Genomic DNA, 14,963 nt, shown 5'->3' with positions numbered 1-14,963 from the left:
GGAGAAGAATGCGCGGACAGACATTTAAACAAGGGGCACAAGCGGCAGTGCCAACGGCTCTGGGCTATATTGGAATTGGTCTAGCTTGTGGCATCATGGCGGCACCTCATATGAATCCCTTGGAGATGGGGCTGATGAGTATTCTGGTTTATGCCGGCAGTGCCCAGTTTGCTATGATTGGTTTATTTGCCCAGCAGGCGCCGGTCTTGGCTATCGCACTGACTGTTTTTCTTATTAATATTCGACATCTTTTACTCTGTCTGCATGCGTCAACTTTTTTTCGGAAGTCTAGCTTGATGCAGAATATTGTCATTGGGTCTTTTTTGACAGATGAATCTTATGGAGTTTTGATGGGGGAGCAGGTGCATACAAAAGAGATTGCTGCTAGCTGGATGATGGGGAACAATTTCATGAGTTATGCTTCTTGGATTGTGGGAACTGTTTTTGGGACAGCCCTCGGCGCCCTTCTGCCCAATCCTGAGAGCTTTGGCCTGGACTTTGCCCTAGTCTCCATGTTTATCGGTATTTTCTCTTCTCAGTTTACAATCATGCTGCGACGGGTCAAGATAAAGAAGCTCTTTTTGGTTTTGAGCGTGGTGGGACTTGCCTACTTGCTCCTGACCATGCTGCTTCAAAATTCGCTGGCGGTGCTTTTTGCAACCTTGCTAGGCTGTACGGTGGGGGTGATTTTGGATGATAAGTAAGTATATTTTACTGGCCATTCTTTTGTCAGCCCTGGTCACTTGGATTCCGCGGGTTTTACCCTTTATCCTAGTCAAGTACAAGGGGCTTCCGCCTATGGCAGAGCGTTTCCTCAAATATCTGCCTGTTTCCATTATCTTTGCTCTTATCCTGTCCAGTGTCACCAATGCTAAAACAGGTCAGCTGCCAAGTTTTAAATGGCTGGATTTGCTGGCGATTTTTCCAACAACTTACATAGCATTTAAGTATAAAAACTTAATTTTGACAGTGGTTTGTGGCGTGATTTTAGTTGCTCTAATACGCTTAGTAGTTCAAATGATCTAATAACTTCTAAATCTTTCTATCTCAGGTAGAGAGATTTTTCATTATTAGAAATGTCAGAAAATTTCATAATAGTGGTATAATGGTGTTGTTAGACTAAGGAGGTGGATTATGGCAGAAGCAGGTCATAAATTTTTAGCAAAATTAGGAAAGAAACGTCTTCGTCCTGGAGGTAAGCTTGCAACCGACTGGTTGATAGAGCAAGGGCAATTTTCTAGCGATAAAAAGGTTTTAGAAGTCGCCTGTAATATGGGAACTACAACGATTGAATTAGCAAAAAAATATGGCTGCCAGATTACTGCAGTTGATTTGGATAAGGCTGCGCTGGCTCAGGCGCAACTTAATGGAGAAAAGGCTGGCGTTGGAGAGCTCGTCACATTTGAGCAGGCTAATGCTATGAAGCTGCCTTATGATGACAATTCGTTTGATATCGTTATCAATGAAGCCATGCTGACCATGCAGACGGATAAGGGGAAGGCCAAATGTATGGATGAGTACTACCGGGTGCTGAAGCCAGGCGGAGTGCTCCTCACACACGATGTCATGCTTAAGCAAAGAGATGAGAATGTCCGGGAAGAGCTGTCACGTGCGATTAACGTCAATGTTGGCCCATTGACAGAAGGCTCTTGGATTCAGCTGGCACGTTCTCATGCTTTTGACCGTGTAGACACCTTTGTCGGCGAATTGACCTTGATGAGCCTTCGAGGGATGATATATGACGAAGGACTAGGCGGCACTCTGAAAATTTGCTTCAATGCCCTCAAGAAAGAAAACTACGGCCAATTTATGAAGATGTTTAAGATGTTCCAAAAGAATCAAGAAAAACTGGGCTTTATTGCTATGGTTTCTCACAAATAGGAAATCAATCCTCTTGTTTTATTGATTTAGGGAAGATTTGACAAAATACTTTAGTGATGATTTTGTTTTCTCCTTTTTAAGTAGGTTCAATCACTTTATCTTCCCTTGCTTTTACATAGCCTATGGAATAGGATACTTGAACTCATTCGCTGTTGATAAAGTGTTTATAGATTTTACCTAGTTTGGCCATTTTTACAAAAGGTTTTATATAAGTAAAGATTTTAAACCAATTCCAAAAATAACTTGATTTTTTTGAATAAAAAGAACTATAATAAATTCAGAACGTAGAAAAGAGGTAATCATGATGGTGAAATCATTGTCGAAACTCCTTTATGCATCTTTATTTCTAGCTTTGTCATTTATTTTAGTAGCATGCAGTTCGCCAAAAGATAGCGCAACAAAGAGTTCATCCAGTGATAAGGTCAGCAAATCGAGTAAGTCTAGTGAGTCTAGTAAGAGCAGTTCCAAGGAGTCATCAACTTCATCCAGCCAAACTTCAGTCTCTTCTAGCGAGGAAGCTTCAAAATCTAGCCAAACTAGTTCATCCGGTTCTAGCACTAAGGAAACTCCAACAGCGGACTCCCTTGTTCCATCAGAATTGGTTGGTGTCTGGAAAGGAAGAAGCCCTCAAGCTGAGGAGATTACAATGACTGTTGGCGCTGATGGATCTATTTTGACTCAGGCTAACTTTAGCAGTTATGGGCAAAAGAGCGATGTGAAGGCTGTTGCAAGAGCAATTAAAATCAATCAAAACCTCTATCGATGGGAGTTGGTTTCAGGAGAATATAGTGCCTTGACTCCTGGTATAACGGGTCTTGGTGGTACAGGGAAAGCTGAGCCAGGCTTTACTTTAGAAAATGGTAAATTCACACCTGTCATGTTTACTGGTCCTGCTGATCAACCTCTTGATTATTCAAATTACTATGCTTTTGAATTTTCTTTAACTAAAAACTAAGCTATGAAACTCCCTTGTAATCTAAGTGGGGAGTTTTTTTAACAACACTTGACTCTACCCTAAGGTTAGGGATTATACTATAGTAGCAAGGAGGTCTTTCATGTATCATGTTAAAGAAGCTGCACAGCTTTCAGGTGTTTCAGTCAAAACTCTACATCACTACGACAAAATCGGGCTTTTAGTACCTGCTAAGTCAGAAAATGGCTACCGAACATACAGTCAAGCCGATTTAGAGAGGTTGCAAGTTATTCTTTACTACAAGTATCTGGGTTTTTCTTTGGAGAAAATAGCAGAGCTCTTGAGTCAGGACGATCAGGCCCTATTGCCACATCTGGTAAGGCAGTTGGATTGTCTTGAGCAAGAAAGAGACCGCTTGGATACTTTGATTTCGACCTTGCAAAAAACAATTCAAGCTCAAAAAGGAGAAAGAAAAATGACAATGAAAGAAAAATTCGCAGGCTTTACCTACGAAGACAATCACAAATATCATCAAGAAGCTGTCGAAGAATACGGTCAAGAAGTTATGGCGGAAGCTCTGACTCGTCAAAATGGAAGGGAAGAAGAATCTACTGAAGCCTTCAATCAAGTTTTTCAAAGTCTGGCAGAGAATATGCGACAAGGCTTGCCAGTTGAAGCGTCAGAAAATCAAGAGCAGGCAGGGCGTCTTTTACAAGCCATTCGTACTTATGGCTTTGACTGCTCGCTACAAGTCTTTGGTCATATCGGTAAAGGCTATGTCTATAACCCAGAGTTTAAGGAAAACATAGACAAATTTGGAGTTGGCACAGCTCAGTATACGTCAGATGTGATTGCCGCTTATGTGCGGACAAGTGAAGAATAAAAACTGGCGAGGATTTTCCTCGACCAGTTTTTTAATCTGTTAAATATTTTACCTATCACTCATAATGCAAGCTCCCTGCCACCCAGCCGGTGCAGAGGGCAGAGGTAATGTTGAAGCCGCCCGTGTGGGCATTGATGTCTAAGACCTCTCCAGCGAAGTGGAGGCCGGGAACCAGTTTGCTTTCTAGGGTTTTAGGATTGATTTCTTTGAGGCTGACACCGCCCTTGGTTACAAAGGACTTGGCCAGGGACATTTTGCCAGTGACAGGGATTGCTAGTTCCTTGATTTGCTTGATGAGAGTTTCTTTTTCACTGAGATTGAGTTGTTTGACTTTATCGGGAAAGGGCTGGGCAAAAAATTCTGCCATTCGTTCGGGTAGGAGGATTTTCAGGCAGTTCTTCAGTGATTTTTCCCGATGTTCTTCTAAAAAGTCTGTCAAATCCTGCTGACTCATCTGAGGAAGGACATCCAGATAGATAGTTTCGCCACCCTTGACAAAGCTAGACAAGCGCAGGGCTGCCGGACCTGATAGGCCAAAGTGGGTAAAGAGCAGGTCGTGAGTAATGACATGCTTACCATAGCTTAGGGTCACATCGTCCAGCGAAATCCCCTGAAGCGCTTTGTGAGGAAAGTCAGTCAGAAGGGGACTTTCAGCAGCCTCTAGGTCAGTTACTGTGTGCTTGAAGTGTCGGGCAATATCGTGGCCGAAGCCTGTCGAGCCTGTTGAAGGGTAGGATTTGCCACCAGTGGTCACAATTAATTTCTGGCAGGTCCAAGTCTGGTCGCTGGATCTGACAGTGAAAAGATCATCAGTTTTTTTGACAGAGACGATTTCGGTATTGGTGATGACAGTGCCACCCAGCTCTGCAATTTTCTTTTCCAAAGCTTCGATAATGGTGCGGGACTTGTCTGTTGCTGGGAAAACACGTCCGTGGTCTTCAACCTTGAGTTTGACACCATTTTCTGTGAAAAAGTTGATGATATCATGGTTGTCAAACTGGGAAAAGACACTGTAAAGAAAGCGTCCGTTGCCTGGAATACCAGCCAGGAGGTCATCCAAATCTCCATTATTGGTCACATTGCAGCGACCACCACCTGTACCAGCTAGTTTCTTACCCAGGCGTTTGTTTTTCTCGAGGAGCAGGGCCTTCTGTCCGTAGAAAGAACTGGAAATGGCAGCCATCATGCCAGCCGGTCCTCCGCCGATGATGATTGTGTCAAAATGGTTCATTTATGTCATCCTTTCAGAGATAAGTTTGGCCAAGATTTAATTGTGAATGTTTCTTAGGAAATATTGTCCACTAATGAGCAGTTAAATGATCGTTTTAAGCTTGTTGTAGTCATTCATTTTCAAAGTAATCTAATCTGTCTCATTGTATCATAAAATGGCGAAAAATAGATAGGAGTTAAGCTTAGAAAATATTGGGAAATTTGACAGGGAAGCCTTGATATGATAAGATTTAGGTATCTATATCTAGAAAAAGTATTTGAGGAAATTATGGCAATTGAAAAGACAGTCAGCGAGTTAGCTGAGATTCTCGGAGTTAGTCGCCAAGCGATTAACAATCGTGTCAAAGCTCTCCCAGAAGAAGATACAACAAAAAATGAAAAAGGAGTAACGGTTGTTACTCGCAGTGGATTAATTAAACTGGAAGAGATATACAAGAAGACCATTTTTGAGGATGAACCAGTTAGCGAAGACGTCAAACAGCGCGAACTGATGGAAATTTTGGTAGACGAGAAAAATGCAGAGATTCTCCGTCTATACGATCAACTCAAGTCAAAAGATGAGCAATTAAAACGCAAAGACGAACAACTTCGGATTAAGGACGTTCAGATTGCGGAGAAGGACAAGCAACTAGATCAGCAGCAACAGCTGACAGCCAAGGCTATGAGTGAGCGCGAAACGTTACTGTTAGAGTTGGACGAAGCAAAAGAGCAGGTCCAACAGCAGGAAAACAAAGGATTCTGGGCGCGTTTATTTGGAAAGTAAGAAAAATCTCAGTTGAAAAACTGAGATTTATTGTTTTAAAAAAGAAGGAATGAAGATGAAACCGCAAAAGTTAGGCTTCAAACGGCTCTACCGAAATTTAGATAAGATTTTGCTACTCTTTTTCATGGTTTTTATGGCCATGGAATTTGCCTGGATTCCTTTTACATCTTGGGCGGCTGAATCATTGCTCAAGCAGACAGGCTACGAATTCTTATCTTATAACAACGCCGTAAGTATTTTCACAGCAAATTGGCTTGTGACTGCCCAGTTTCTAGGCCTATTTTTGGTCAATTTATTAGTCGCTTATTTCCAAACAGGCATTATCTTCATGGGCGTACGCAACTTGTTAGATAAGGAAGAGCGATCCCATTGGGGCTTTATTAAAGCGACGTTGAGAGACAGTTGGATCATGCTACTGAGAGCTAGACCAGGAAAGGTCCTCTTTATTGTGTGTTATATGGGGATTCTTTTTCCATTTTTCCGACAGATTTTAAAAATATACTACCTCAATAAGATTTTAATTCCAGAGTTTATACAGGAATATCTGAGCAATCAATACTACTTGGGCTGGGCGATAGGGATTCTAGCAATAATCCTGTTTTTGTTGGCGGTGCGCTTTATGTTTGCCATCCCCAAAATCTTTTTAGAAAGAATCTCTGTTAGAGAAGCCATCCGATTTAGCCTAGATAAGACCAGAAAACGGCTCATTTTCTATTCATGGCACTTATCTTGGATTGTTTTCAAAAGTTTGTTTATCTACGCCTTCTTTGTCATTGGTATTGTCTTTCTTCAAAAATATGCGGATAATCAGTCTAATGCAATTAGTCTTGGTGTCGGAGTCTTCAATTTTGTAGTCATGAAGCTGGCTTATTATTTCATGCTGAGCTACTTTTTAATCAAGTTTCTATCTTTCTTGACTGATAAGTCACTGGCAGACTATCCTCGAAAAAAGGGGAATCCTTGGTTACGGGCTTTGATACTTCTATCGTCGTGCTTGATTTTTGGATTAGAAGGCTATGTTTATCTGCAATTTCCCCTAGAAACCATTCCTCTGACCATCTCTCACCGGGGAGTTTCAAATGGAAATGGGGTACAAAATACAATTGAGTCTCTAGAAAAAACAGCTTTACTCAAGCCAGACTATATCGAAATGGATGTCCAGGAGACGAAGGATGGCCAGTTCGTCATGATGCATGATGCCACCTTAAAAGACCTAGCAGGGGTAGATAAACATCCTCAGGAATTGACGCTAGTAGAGTTAACAGCTCTAGATATTTCGGAAAATGGCCATCGAACTAAGATTTCAAGTTTTGATGCTTATTTGAAAAGAGCCAATCAATTGGGACAGCGCCTTTTGATTGAAATTAAAACTAGTAAATTTGACTCTTCAGATATGATGGAGCGTTTCTTGAAGAAATATGCAGCTAATATCAAAATATATGGGCATCAAATGCAGTCGCTAGATTATCAAGTAATCGATAAGATACTGGATTATGATAAGGATATACCAGCCTTCTTCATTTTACCTTATAATACCATTTTCCCTCGAACCAAGGCATCTGGCTATACCATGGAATATTCGACCCTAGATGAGAACTTTGTCAATAAGCTATGGAGTTCAGACAAACTACTCTATACTTGGACCATTAATACAGAAGATGCCGTAGCTAAGTCCTTTAGACTAGGGGTGGATGGGATTATCACAGACGATGTTGAATACATTCAAAGCTCGATTAAAGAGCTGAGGGATAATCCTAAATATTCAACCTTATTAGAAAATAAAGCAGCTGACCTTTTGAACTTTCCAGGAAGCTAATAGAAAACCCTCACTCTCTAATCAGAGCGAGGGTTTTGTGATTAAAATGGTAGTTTACCTGCAAAGGCACCCATTTTCTTTTTGGTTGCTTCGTCGATTTGCTCCAGTGCATGGTTAAGCGCTTGGACAGTCATATCAGACAAGGTTTCAAGATCCTCTGGATCAACAACAGCAGTTTGGAAGTCGATTTTTACAACTTTCTTATCGCCAGTCAAAGTTGCTGTCACTAAGTCTTGAGCAGATTTGCCTACAAACTCAGTAGCTGCCAATTCTGCTTGGCTTTGTTCCATTTGCTTTTGAAGCTTTTGCGCTTGCTTCATCATTGATTGCATGTTCATCATAAGATTTTTATAATTCCTTTCCTATTTGAGGATTAACATTTGGTAATCTACACTCTTCAAATTATATCATTTTTTAAAAAAGTGGCAAGAATCTGCTTCAACATTTAGAGAATCACTTCAAAGCAATGTTGACGAAAAAGTTGAGATTATGATAGAATATTTAAAAATTTGGATATAGGAGAAATCTCTTAATGAAAAAACACAAATGGAGCCTTTTGTTGCTTAGTCTTTTGATTCCTCTCTTTCTTTTAGCTGGATGCAACAGCAAACAAAATCTTAAAGGAAAGTGGAATGTTCAGGATTCTAACCATGAGTATACTACTGTAACCTTTACTGACAAGAAGGTCAGTGTGAATGGACAAGAAGCAGAGTATAAGCAGGTAGAGGTTGGATTTAAAAATAATGTTCAATATATCGTGATTGAAATGGAAGGGAAGAAATATTCAATTATTTTCCCTGATGCAGACAAAAACATTGCTGTTCTCTTACAGCCAACTTCAGAGGATAACTATCTCGAAGGAACCATGATTTTGGCAATGAATCGTAAGGAAAAACCGAACTACGATAAGTACGCAAAAAATTATATCCGAGAAAAATAAAAGCACATCTTGTGCTTTTATTTTTTTATTTGTCAAGATTTCTTGTGAGGCAGACTTAAGCTAGAATGCTCCATATCAACACTTAGTTGATAGTCTGTCTTGTCGCGGACAGTGTGCTCAAAATCAGTAGTGTAGAGGACGAGACGCAGTTGGTCACCTTTTTTCAGTTTGTAGATTGTTGGCTGAAGTTCAAAGGATAGTTCCATCCATTGATTAGGGATTACTTCTTCAACAGTTAAGAGGTCAGTCCTATTTTGCAGGTTGAGGAAGCCCTTTGTGATGACGCGGTGTGGAGTGTCCGTAAAAGGAAGTTCCATCAGATTGTCCAGCATATAGTAGCGACCGTTATCCATCACTCGTGGTTCCAAGGGGCTTGGGATTGGGGTCAGGCGTTTGGCAGGGCCATAGTCCAAAAGCTGGGCGGAGATGAGCCCTTTGTTGGTGCTAGATTTGAGGCGGAGATTGAGCTTTGTAGGCCCGTTGATAAAGAGATCTTGTTCCAGAGTCCAATCAAGGGTGATCTGCTGGGTTTTGCCTTCAAATAGCTCATTTTTGAAAACTTGATAACTCTTGGCAAAGCGATTGTAGTCTTCGTCTGAATAACGATTTTGGATTTCTTGAGAGCCTTTACCAAGATCGAAATGAGAGTAGTCTTCTTGATTTCCAAAATCATCTAGGCTCATCCAGTTTTGCGCCTGGCTGTTGTCCTGCCAGATGACTGGTGGCAAGTCAAAGTCGGATGAATGTTCTAGTAATTTTTTGGATAAAAGAGCGTTCATGCTTTCACGAAAGTCAATAGACTGCCAGTTGTTGATATAAACATGAGCACCGTTATGGAAGAAGAGGTGCTTTTTGATGTGAGCTGGCAGAGCATGGAACATATTATAGACGTGGAGAGGTTTGACATTCCAGTCTTGAGAACCATGAGTGAAGACAACTTCAGCCTTGACCTTATCTGCATGAATCAAGTAGTTGCGGTCGTGCCAAAATTGATTGTAATCACCAGTTTCCCTTTCCAAGTCCTTTCTTTGTTGGTCAAGGTAGGCTTGGTAAGCTTGATTGTGACGAAGATATTCGCCAGCTAGGAGATTACGTGAATAGGTCAGTTCAGTTAGTGATTCAAAGTCTTCCCCTGGATAGCCACCAGGGCTAGTGACAAGTCCGTTTTCACGGTAGTAGTTGTACCAGGATGAAATACCAGCTTCGGCAATGATGACTTCTAACCCGTCTACCCCCGTTGTTGCTAAACCATTTGACATGGTTCCTAGGTAAGAAATTCCAGTTGTGGCAACTTTTCCATTAGACCAAGTTGCCTTGATTTCTCTTTGGCGACTGTGATCTGTGAAGGCGCGACAGCGACCGTTGAGCCAGTCGATGACATTTTTGTAGGCTTCAATCTGCTGATAATCTCCACTGGTCATCATCCCTTCTGAATCCTTGGTTCCAACACCAGATACGTAGAGATTGGCAAAGCCACGAGGAAGTAGGTAATCATTGAGGGTGTAACTGCCGATATGGCCCAGTTTTTCTTCAGCTGTCTCAACTAAAGTTGTCTGTCCTTGGGGTTCTACTGTTTGAATGCTAGATTCTTGGACAGTAATTGTTCTAGGGTTCTTGCAGGCTAAGTCTACGTTCATGTTGTGCAGAGCCTTATCGCTAGCTTTATCGTTGGTACCTTGATGGTAGGGACTGGCAGTCATGACTGCTGGAATTTTCCCTTCATAAGAAGGGCGGATGATACTAACCTTGACTAAATCCGGCTTGCCATCTCCATCTGTGTCCACACGGGATTCAACATAAACGACCTCGCGAATGGCCTCATGGCTACTGAAGGTTGCTAGGCTTTTTCCGTTGAAGAAGTGGTAGTCATTGCTCTCTGGAATGAATCCCTCACTGACAAGCTGGTCAATTAGAATATTCCCTAACTTGGTTCTAGTATTGAGCAGTTGATAAAGATTTTCGAGGATATTTCCATAAGTGATTGGGAAATGAATTTCCTTGCAGAAGGCTGTTACATCGTCAAAGTCTACGAAGGGAACAAAACCTAAGACCTGTAGGGCTACGGTATAGAAGACCTCTTCAGTCAGTTGCTGGTCTGATTGAAAGAAGGTTAACAGATCTGTTTGTCGGTCGGCTACCCAGCTAGAGAGAACATAGTTGACGTCCTGATAGCGAAAGAGAATTTTTTGCAGAAAGTGTTGAAGGTTTTCCTTAGGAGAATTAGTTGCTTGGATAGTGAATCCTAAACGAGCCAATTCGTCCAGCATAACTTCTTCACTTGCTTTTGTGTAACTATACTGGTTGTAACGCATGAGACGACTCCTTTTTTGTATTTATATAAAATTGACCTTTACATTCTCCATTATAACTGATACAATAAAGTTTGTCTAAAAATTTTATAAGGAGATTGAACACATGGATGTTACATGGATGGCGAAATACGTCACAGAATTTCTGGGTACGGCCATTTTGATTATTTTAGGAAACGGTGCTGTAGCTAACGTTGAATTGAAAGGCACTAAAGGTCATCAAAGCGGTTGGTTGGTAATCGCAGTTGGTTACGGAATGGGTGTTATGATTCCTGCTTTGATGTTTGGAAATGTTTCAGGAAACCATATTAATCCTGCCTTTACTTTGGGATTGGCTGTCAGTGGCTACTTTGAATGGGGACATGTTGCTCCTTACATTGCAGCTCAGATTTTGGGAGCTATCTTCGGTCAAGCTCTTGTGGTTGCGACTCACCGTCCTTACTACTTGCAAACAACAAATCCAAATGCAATTTTGGGAAGTTTCTCAACGATTTCAAGCATCGACCATGGAACACCTGAATCTCGCAAAGCAGCAACTATCAATGGTTTTGTAAATGAGTTTGTTGGTTCCTTCGTTCTTTTCTTTGCAGCAATTGCAATGACAAAGAATTATTTTGGAGCTGAGATTGTTAAATATGCAGCTACTCAGGGTATAGATGCTTCTTCTATCCAAGGTAAAGCACAAGTTGGTCACTACATTTTTAGTGGTTTGGCTGTATCACACTTGGCACTTGGCTTCCTTGTGATGGCTTTGGTTACTTCACTTGGTGGACCTACTGGTCCTGGATTGAACCCAGCTCGTGACTTGGGACCTCGTATTCTTCATGAAATCTTGCCTAAGTCTGTTCTTGGAGAGCACAAGGGTGATTCAAAATGGTGGTATTCTTGGGTACCAGTCGTGGCACCAATCCTTGCAGGTATCACCGCTGTTATGCTGTACAAATTTATCTATGGATAATTGAAAGGGCGCAAGCCCTTTTTTAGCAGACTCAGCTGACTTGAAGGCAGAGGGAAAGAAGTGATTTTGGTATATATTTCTGCCTTCTTATCTTTTCATAGTAGGCAAGAATAAGGGTACAGTCTGGAGGGAAGAAAATGAAGATTGTTCCATTTAAAATGGATCGATTAAGTGGACGGCGGACCTTGCTTTTCGGTCTCTTAGCCATTCTGCTGGGAATGATTGTTATCATAAATGGAGCAGGGTTTACAAAGCTGGCTCTGGACTTGCTCAGCCTCTATTTTTTTCTAGTAGGCTTATTTAATAGTATCCTCTACTTTTTTGCTGGTAAGAAAGATATTCCGCTGACATCTGAGATTTTACGAATCATCTTTGGCTTGCTTTTAGCAGGCTTGAATGAACTTGGTAACTTTTCGGTTAATGTTGTCATTATTATTTTAGGACTTTATCAGTTGGCGACAGCTGTGGTTTATGCCATTACTTATTACCTCTACCGTTGTGATCGGACTAAGGGAGGTTTTCGTTATTTATTTGATGCGGTTCTTCAGGGACTGGTAGCTCTAACAACCATTTTTTCGCCAGCTACAGATGGTCGTCAGCAATTTTTATTTTTAGGTATTTATTTGATTTTGCTGGGAATTTCCAATATGAGAGATGGGATTTTCTTTGACCTTGATAAAGAAAGAAAGGATTTACGCAGGCATTTTCGGGTTAATCTGCCCGTCATCATAGCGGCCTTTATTCCCTTTGAACAACTAGAACGCTTCAACCATTTTTTTCGTGGGACGAAGGAGCAGGAATTATCAAGTGTTTATCGGATCCTAAAAGGAGAACAGCAAGCTGATTTAGAAGTTCTTGTTCATACTTCTAAGGAAAACCTGTTTGGAGCGATTGGTCATGTCGATATTTGCTATAAGGGCAAAGTAATTTCTTATGGTAGTTATGATTCTTTTTCTCAGAAACTATTTGGTACCATTGGTGACGGGGTGCTATTTAAAGTGGATAAGGATGCTTATATCGATTTGTGTAAAAAAGAGAGTAAAAAGACCTTATTTGGCTATTCTCTGGCCTTAACTGATCAGGAAAGAGAGGCCGTTGAAAAGCGTCTGAGAGAAATCGATGAATTGCTAGAGCCATGGGAACCAAGTGATCAGGAACTCAATGGTAGCCCTACTTATGCTTATAAATTAAGGCATGAGCTAGGGGCGGAGCTTTATAAATTCAAGAGTAGCCGTTTTAAAAGCTATTTTATTCTTTCGACCAATTGTTGTTTGCTGGCGGACTCGATTGTTGGTCAGGCCGGGACTGCTATTTTGAATATAAGAGGGATTATAGCGCCTGGAACTTACCAAAATTACCTGCAGTATGAATTTGAATCTGCCAATGGTTTGGTTGTCGCCCACAATGTTTATTGTTGATTTACAAGTAGCAGGGAATGACCTGCTGCTTTTTGTTTCAGCTTGTGTTTGTTTTTTGAAAATTTTTATATAATTATTTGTCAAATAAGAGAAAATCCTCTAAAATAGAAGAGACTTGGAGGAATTTATGACACGAAATCATCAAACGATTAAGGCTGTACCAGTACTAAAAACGAACAATCGTCGTTTAAACTTAGAATTTTATTGTCAGACATTAGGGATGAAAAACCTGTTGGAAGAAGGCCCAGGTGTCAGTTTGGGAGATCAGACAAAGAGTGAAAGACTCGTGATTGAAGAGTCACCAGGTGCACGTTCTCGTAAGGTTGTCGGACCTAAAAAACTAGCTCAAATCACTATAAAGGTTGAAGAGCCAAAAGAAATTGAAGCCTTGCTAGGACAAGCACGTCCTGTTTTACAGGTCTACCAAGGTGAGAAGGGCTATGCTTTCAAGGCTGTTTCCCCAGAGGGAGATATTTTCTTAGTTCATGCTGAGGATGATTCTCAAACACTCCGTGCTCTAGAAAAGACTCCAGTATTTGAGACACAGGCTGAGTTCACTGGCTTAACACAATTTTATATTGAAAAAGTGATTCTCAATGTTCCAAATAAATCAGTAGCTCAAACTTATTATCAACCTTTTGGCGATACGCTACCAATTGAGTTTAAAGAGGAAGAAGGCCAAGATTTATTGGCTGCAAATGCAGCAACTTGGGACTTGTCTATGATTAAGTTTTCTCTGGAACGTTTTGATGTAGATCAATTGGCTGAGCTTCTTGAAGGACGTGATTTGTTCGTTCCTAAGTCTAAAAAGTTTCTTTTAGCGACAGATGATAGTCAGATTGACTTGTGGTTTGAACAAGCATGACAAAGCAAAAAATTTTTGAAAAAATTCAAGAGCAGATTCGTCAGGAAATCTATCCTGGGGCTAGCCTAGCCCTATATCAAGCTGGTCAGTGGCGGGAATTCTACTTTGGTCTGGCTGATCCACAAGAAAGAAAAGTCACTCAAGCGGGCTTGGTCTATGATCTGGCTAGCGTCAGCAAGGTGGTCGGAGTGGGGACTCTAGCAGCCTTTTTATATGAGCAGGGAAAGCTGGATCTGGATTTGCCCTTGCAACACTATTATCCGGACTTTCATCGAGAAGATGTGACTGTGCGCCAGCTCTTGACTCACACGTCAGGGCTTGATCCTTTCATTCCCAATCGTGATCAGCTGGCAGCTCCTGAGTTGAAAGCAGCGCTCAATCATTTGACGGTGCTTGAAGATAAGAACTTCCGCTATACGGATGTGAATTTTCTGCTCTTGGGCTTTATGTTGGAAGAGATCTACGGTCAGTCCTTGGATCAGATTTTTCAAAGTCAGATTTTCCAGCCTTGGGGTTTAACTGAGACAGGTTTTGGGCCAGTTCCAGGAGCTGTGCCGACCGTTCGCGGTGTCAAGGATGGTCAGGTTCATGATCCCAAGGCGCGTGTTCTAGGCATCCATGCTGGTAGTGCTGGCTTATTTTCAACTCTCAGGGATTTGGAAATATTTCTAGAGCATTATCTGCAGGATGACTTTGCGGCCAATCTGACCCAGAATTTTTCCAAGGAGCCTGGCAAAAGACGTAGCCTAGCCTGGAATCTGGAGGACGACTGGCTGGATCACACTGGCTACACGGGAACCTTTATCATGTATAATCGCAAGGAGCAAAAGGCAGTCATTTTCTTGTCCAACCGGACCTATGAAAAAGACGAGCGGGCTCAGTGGATCGTAGATCGCAACCAGCTGATGGACCTGATAAAAACGGAATTATAAGATACTCCGACTTCTAAGTTCGGAGTTTTATCATGTTCCTTGAATCCTAAAGATT

General features: G+C 41.4%; 16 protein-coding genes. 12 read left to right on the top strand and 4 right to left on the bottom strand.

Translation table 11 applies throughout. From position 1 onward, the window contains the following. The first annotated feature begins 8 nt into the window (after positions 1–8). The 3 genes from O3640_RS01985 (at position 9) to O3640_RS01975 (ending at position 1,881) form a co-directional block, all read left to right on the top strand. Positions 9–704, top strand: a complete 696-nt coding sequence (locus O3640_RS01985) for an AzlC family ABC transporter permease (protein WP_143877327.1) — start codon at positions 9–11, stop codon at positions 702–704. Then, entirely contained in the window at positions 694–1,026 is a 333-nt protein-coding gene (locus O3640_RS01980; RefSeq protein ID WP_060553168.1) for an AzlD domain-containing protein, read from the top strand. Before O3640_RS01985 ends, O3640_RS01980 begins: the two co-directional genes overlap by 11 nt. 108 nt (positions 1,027–1,134) lie before the next feature. Continuing rightward, the gene (locus tag O3640_RS01975; protein WP_195321597.1) at positions 1,135–1,881 is read left to right on the top strand and encodes a class I SAM-dependent methyltransferase; all 747 of its coding nucleotides are present in this window, start codon (positions 1,135–1,137) and stop codon (positions 1,879–1,881) included. Between the two features lie 330 nt (positions 1,882–2,211). Here the strand turns inward: O3640_RS01975 and O3640_RS01970 are convergent, their stop codons facing one another. Further along, positions 2,212–2,439 carry a hypothetical protein gene (locus O3640_RS01970; RefSeq protein WP_227955217.1) on the bottom strand — a complete coding sequence of 76 codons (228 nt, stop codon included), beginning with the start codon at positions 2,437–2,439 and terminating at the stop codon, positions 2,212–2,214. Positions 2,440–2,527: 88 nt separating this feature from the next. Between O3640_RS01970 and O3640_RS01965 the strand changes: the two genes are divergently transcribed. Together O3640_RS01965 and O3640_RS01960 are read left to right on the top strand one after the other, a co-directional pair. Further along, positions 2,528–2,836 carry a hypothetical protein gene (locus O3640_RS01965; RefSeq protein ID WP_227955225.1) on the top strand — a complete coding sequence of 103 codons (309 nt, stop codon included), beginning with the start codon at positions 2,528–2,530 and terminating at the stop codon, positions 2,834–2,836. 100 nt (positions 2,837–2,936) lie between these two features. Further along, positions 2,937–3,677: a MerR family transcriptional regulator gene (locus O3640_RS01960; RefSeq protein WP_118106102.1), complete on the top strand. Its 741-nt coding sequence runs from the start codon at positions 2,937–2,939 to the stop codon at positions 3,675–3,677. Between the two features lie 55 nt (positions 3,678–3,732). Here O3640_RS01960 and O3640_RS01955 read toward each other — a convergent pair whose 3' ends face one another. Beyond that, positions 3,733–4,908 carry an NAD(P)/FAD-dependent oxidoreductase gene (locus O3640_RS01955; RefSeq protein ID WP_118106101.1) on the bottom strand — a complete coding sequence of 392 codons (1,176 nt, stop codon included), beginning with the start codon at positions 4,906–4,908 and terminating at the stop codon, positions 3,733–3,735. A 267-nt stretch (positions 4,909–5,175) separates the two neighbouring features. Between O3640_RS01955 and O3640_RS01950 the strand changes: the two genes are divergently transcribed. Both O3640_RS01950 and O3640_RS01945 read left to right on the top strand, forming a co-directional pair. Continuing rightward, positions 5,176–5,670: a DUF536 domain-containing protein gene (locus O3640_RS01950; RefSeq protein ID WP_008808248.1), complete on the top strand. Its 495-nt coding sequence runs from the start codon at positions 5,176–5,178 to the stop codon at positions 5,668–5,670. Between the two features lie 55 nt (positions 5,671–5,725). Continuing rightward, the gene (locus O3640_RS01945) at positions 5,726–7,486 is read left to right on the top strand and encodes a glycerophosphoryl diester phosphodiesterase membrane domain-containing protein (RefSeq protein WP_195321596.1); all 1,761 of its coding nucleotides are present in this window, start codon (positions 5,726–5,728) and stop codon (positions 7,484–7,486) included. A gap of 41 nt (positions 7,487–7,527) precedes the next feature. Here the strand turns inward: O3640_RS01945 and O3640_RS01940 are convergent, their stop codons facing one another. After that, complete coding sequence (locus O3640_RS01940; protein WP_048777428.1) at positions 7,528–7,827, bottom strand: YbaB/EbfC family nucleoid-associated protein; 300 nt, start codon at positions 7,825–7,827, stop codon at positions 7,528–7,530. A gap of 191 nt (positions 7,828–8,018) precedes the next feature. On the opposite strand from O3640_RS01940, the gene O3640_RS01935 reads away from it, so the two are divergent. Then, positions 8,019–8,426: a hypothetical protein gene (locus O3640_RS01935; RefSeq protein ID WP_061584681.1), complete on the top strand. Its 408-nt coding sequence runs from the start codon at positions 8,019–8,021 to the stop codon at positions 8,424–8,426. A 32-nt stretch (positions 8,427–8,458) separates the two neighbouring features. Here the strand turns inward: O3640_RS01935 and O3640_RS01930 are convergent, their stop codons facing one another. After that, entirely contained in the window at positions 8,459–10,738 is a 2,280-nt protein-coding gene (locus tag O3640_RS01930; protein ID WP_061599799.1) for a Xaa-Pro dipeptidyl-peptidase, read from the bottom strand. A gap of 103 nt (positions 10,739–10,841) precedes the next feature. Between O3640_RS01930 and gla the strand changes: the two genes are divergently transcribed. From gla to O3640_RS01910, 4 genes are all read left to right on the top strand, one after another. Continuing rightward, complete coding sequence (gene gla / locus O3640_RS01925; protein WP_045505375.1) at positions 10,842–11,693, top strand: aquaglyceroporin Gla; 852 nt, start codon at positions 10,842–10,844, stop codon at positions 11,691–11,693. Between the two features lie 137 nt (positions 11,694–11,830). After that, entirely contained in the window at positions 11,831–13,111 is a 1,281-nt protein-coding gene (locus tag O3640_RS01920) for a membrane protein (protein ID WP_045772730.1), read from the top strand. Positions 13,112–13,238: 127 nt separating this feature from the next. Beyond that, positions 13,239–13,976: a CppA N-terminal domain-containing protein gene (locus O3640_RS01915; RefSeq protein ID WP_045772731.1), complete on the top strand. Its 738-nt coding sequence runs from the start codon at positions 13,239–13,241 to the stop codon at positions 13,974–13,976. Beyond that, positions 13,973–14,908 (top strand): serine hydrolase domain-containing protein, encoded by a 936-nt coding sequence (locus tag O3640_RS01910; RefSeq protein ID WP_045772732.1) that lies wholly within the window; start codon positions 13,973–13,975, stop codon positions 14,906–14,908. The genes O3640_RS01915 and O3640_RS01910 overlap by 4 nt, the downstream gene beginning before the upstream one ends. Positions 14,909–14,963 lie beyond the last annotated feature (55 nt).

It is taken from the genome of Streptococcus sp. 27098_8_75 (genome assembly GCF_041432475.1).
In the GTDB taxonomy this organism is placed as follows: domain Bacteria; phylum Bacillota; class Bacilli; order Lactobacillales; family Streptococcaceae; genus Streptococcus; species Streptococcus gordonii.
The sequence above is the reverse complement of the archived record's forward strand: the minus strand, read 5'-3'. Positions and strand labels throughout refer to the sequence as shown.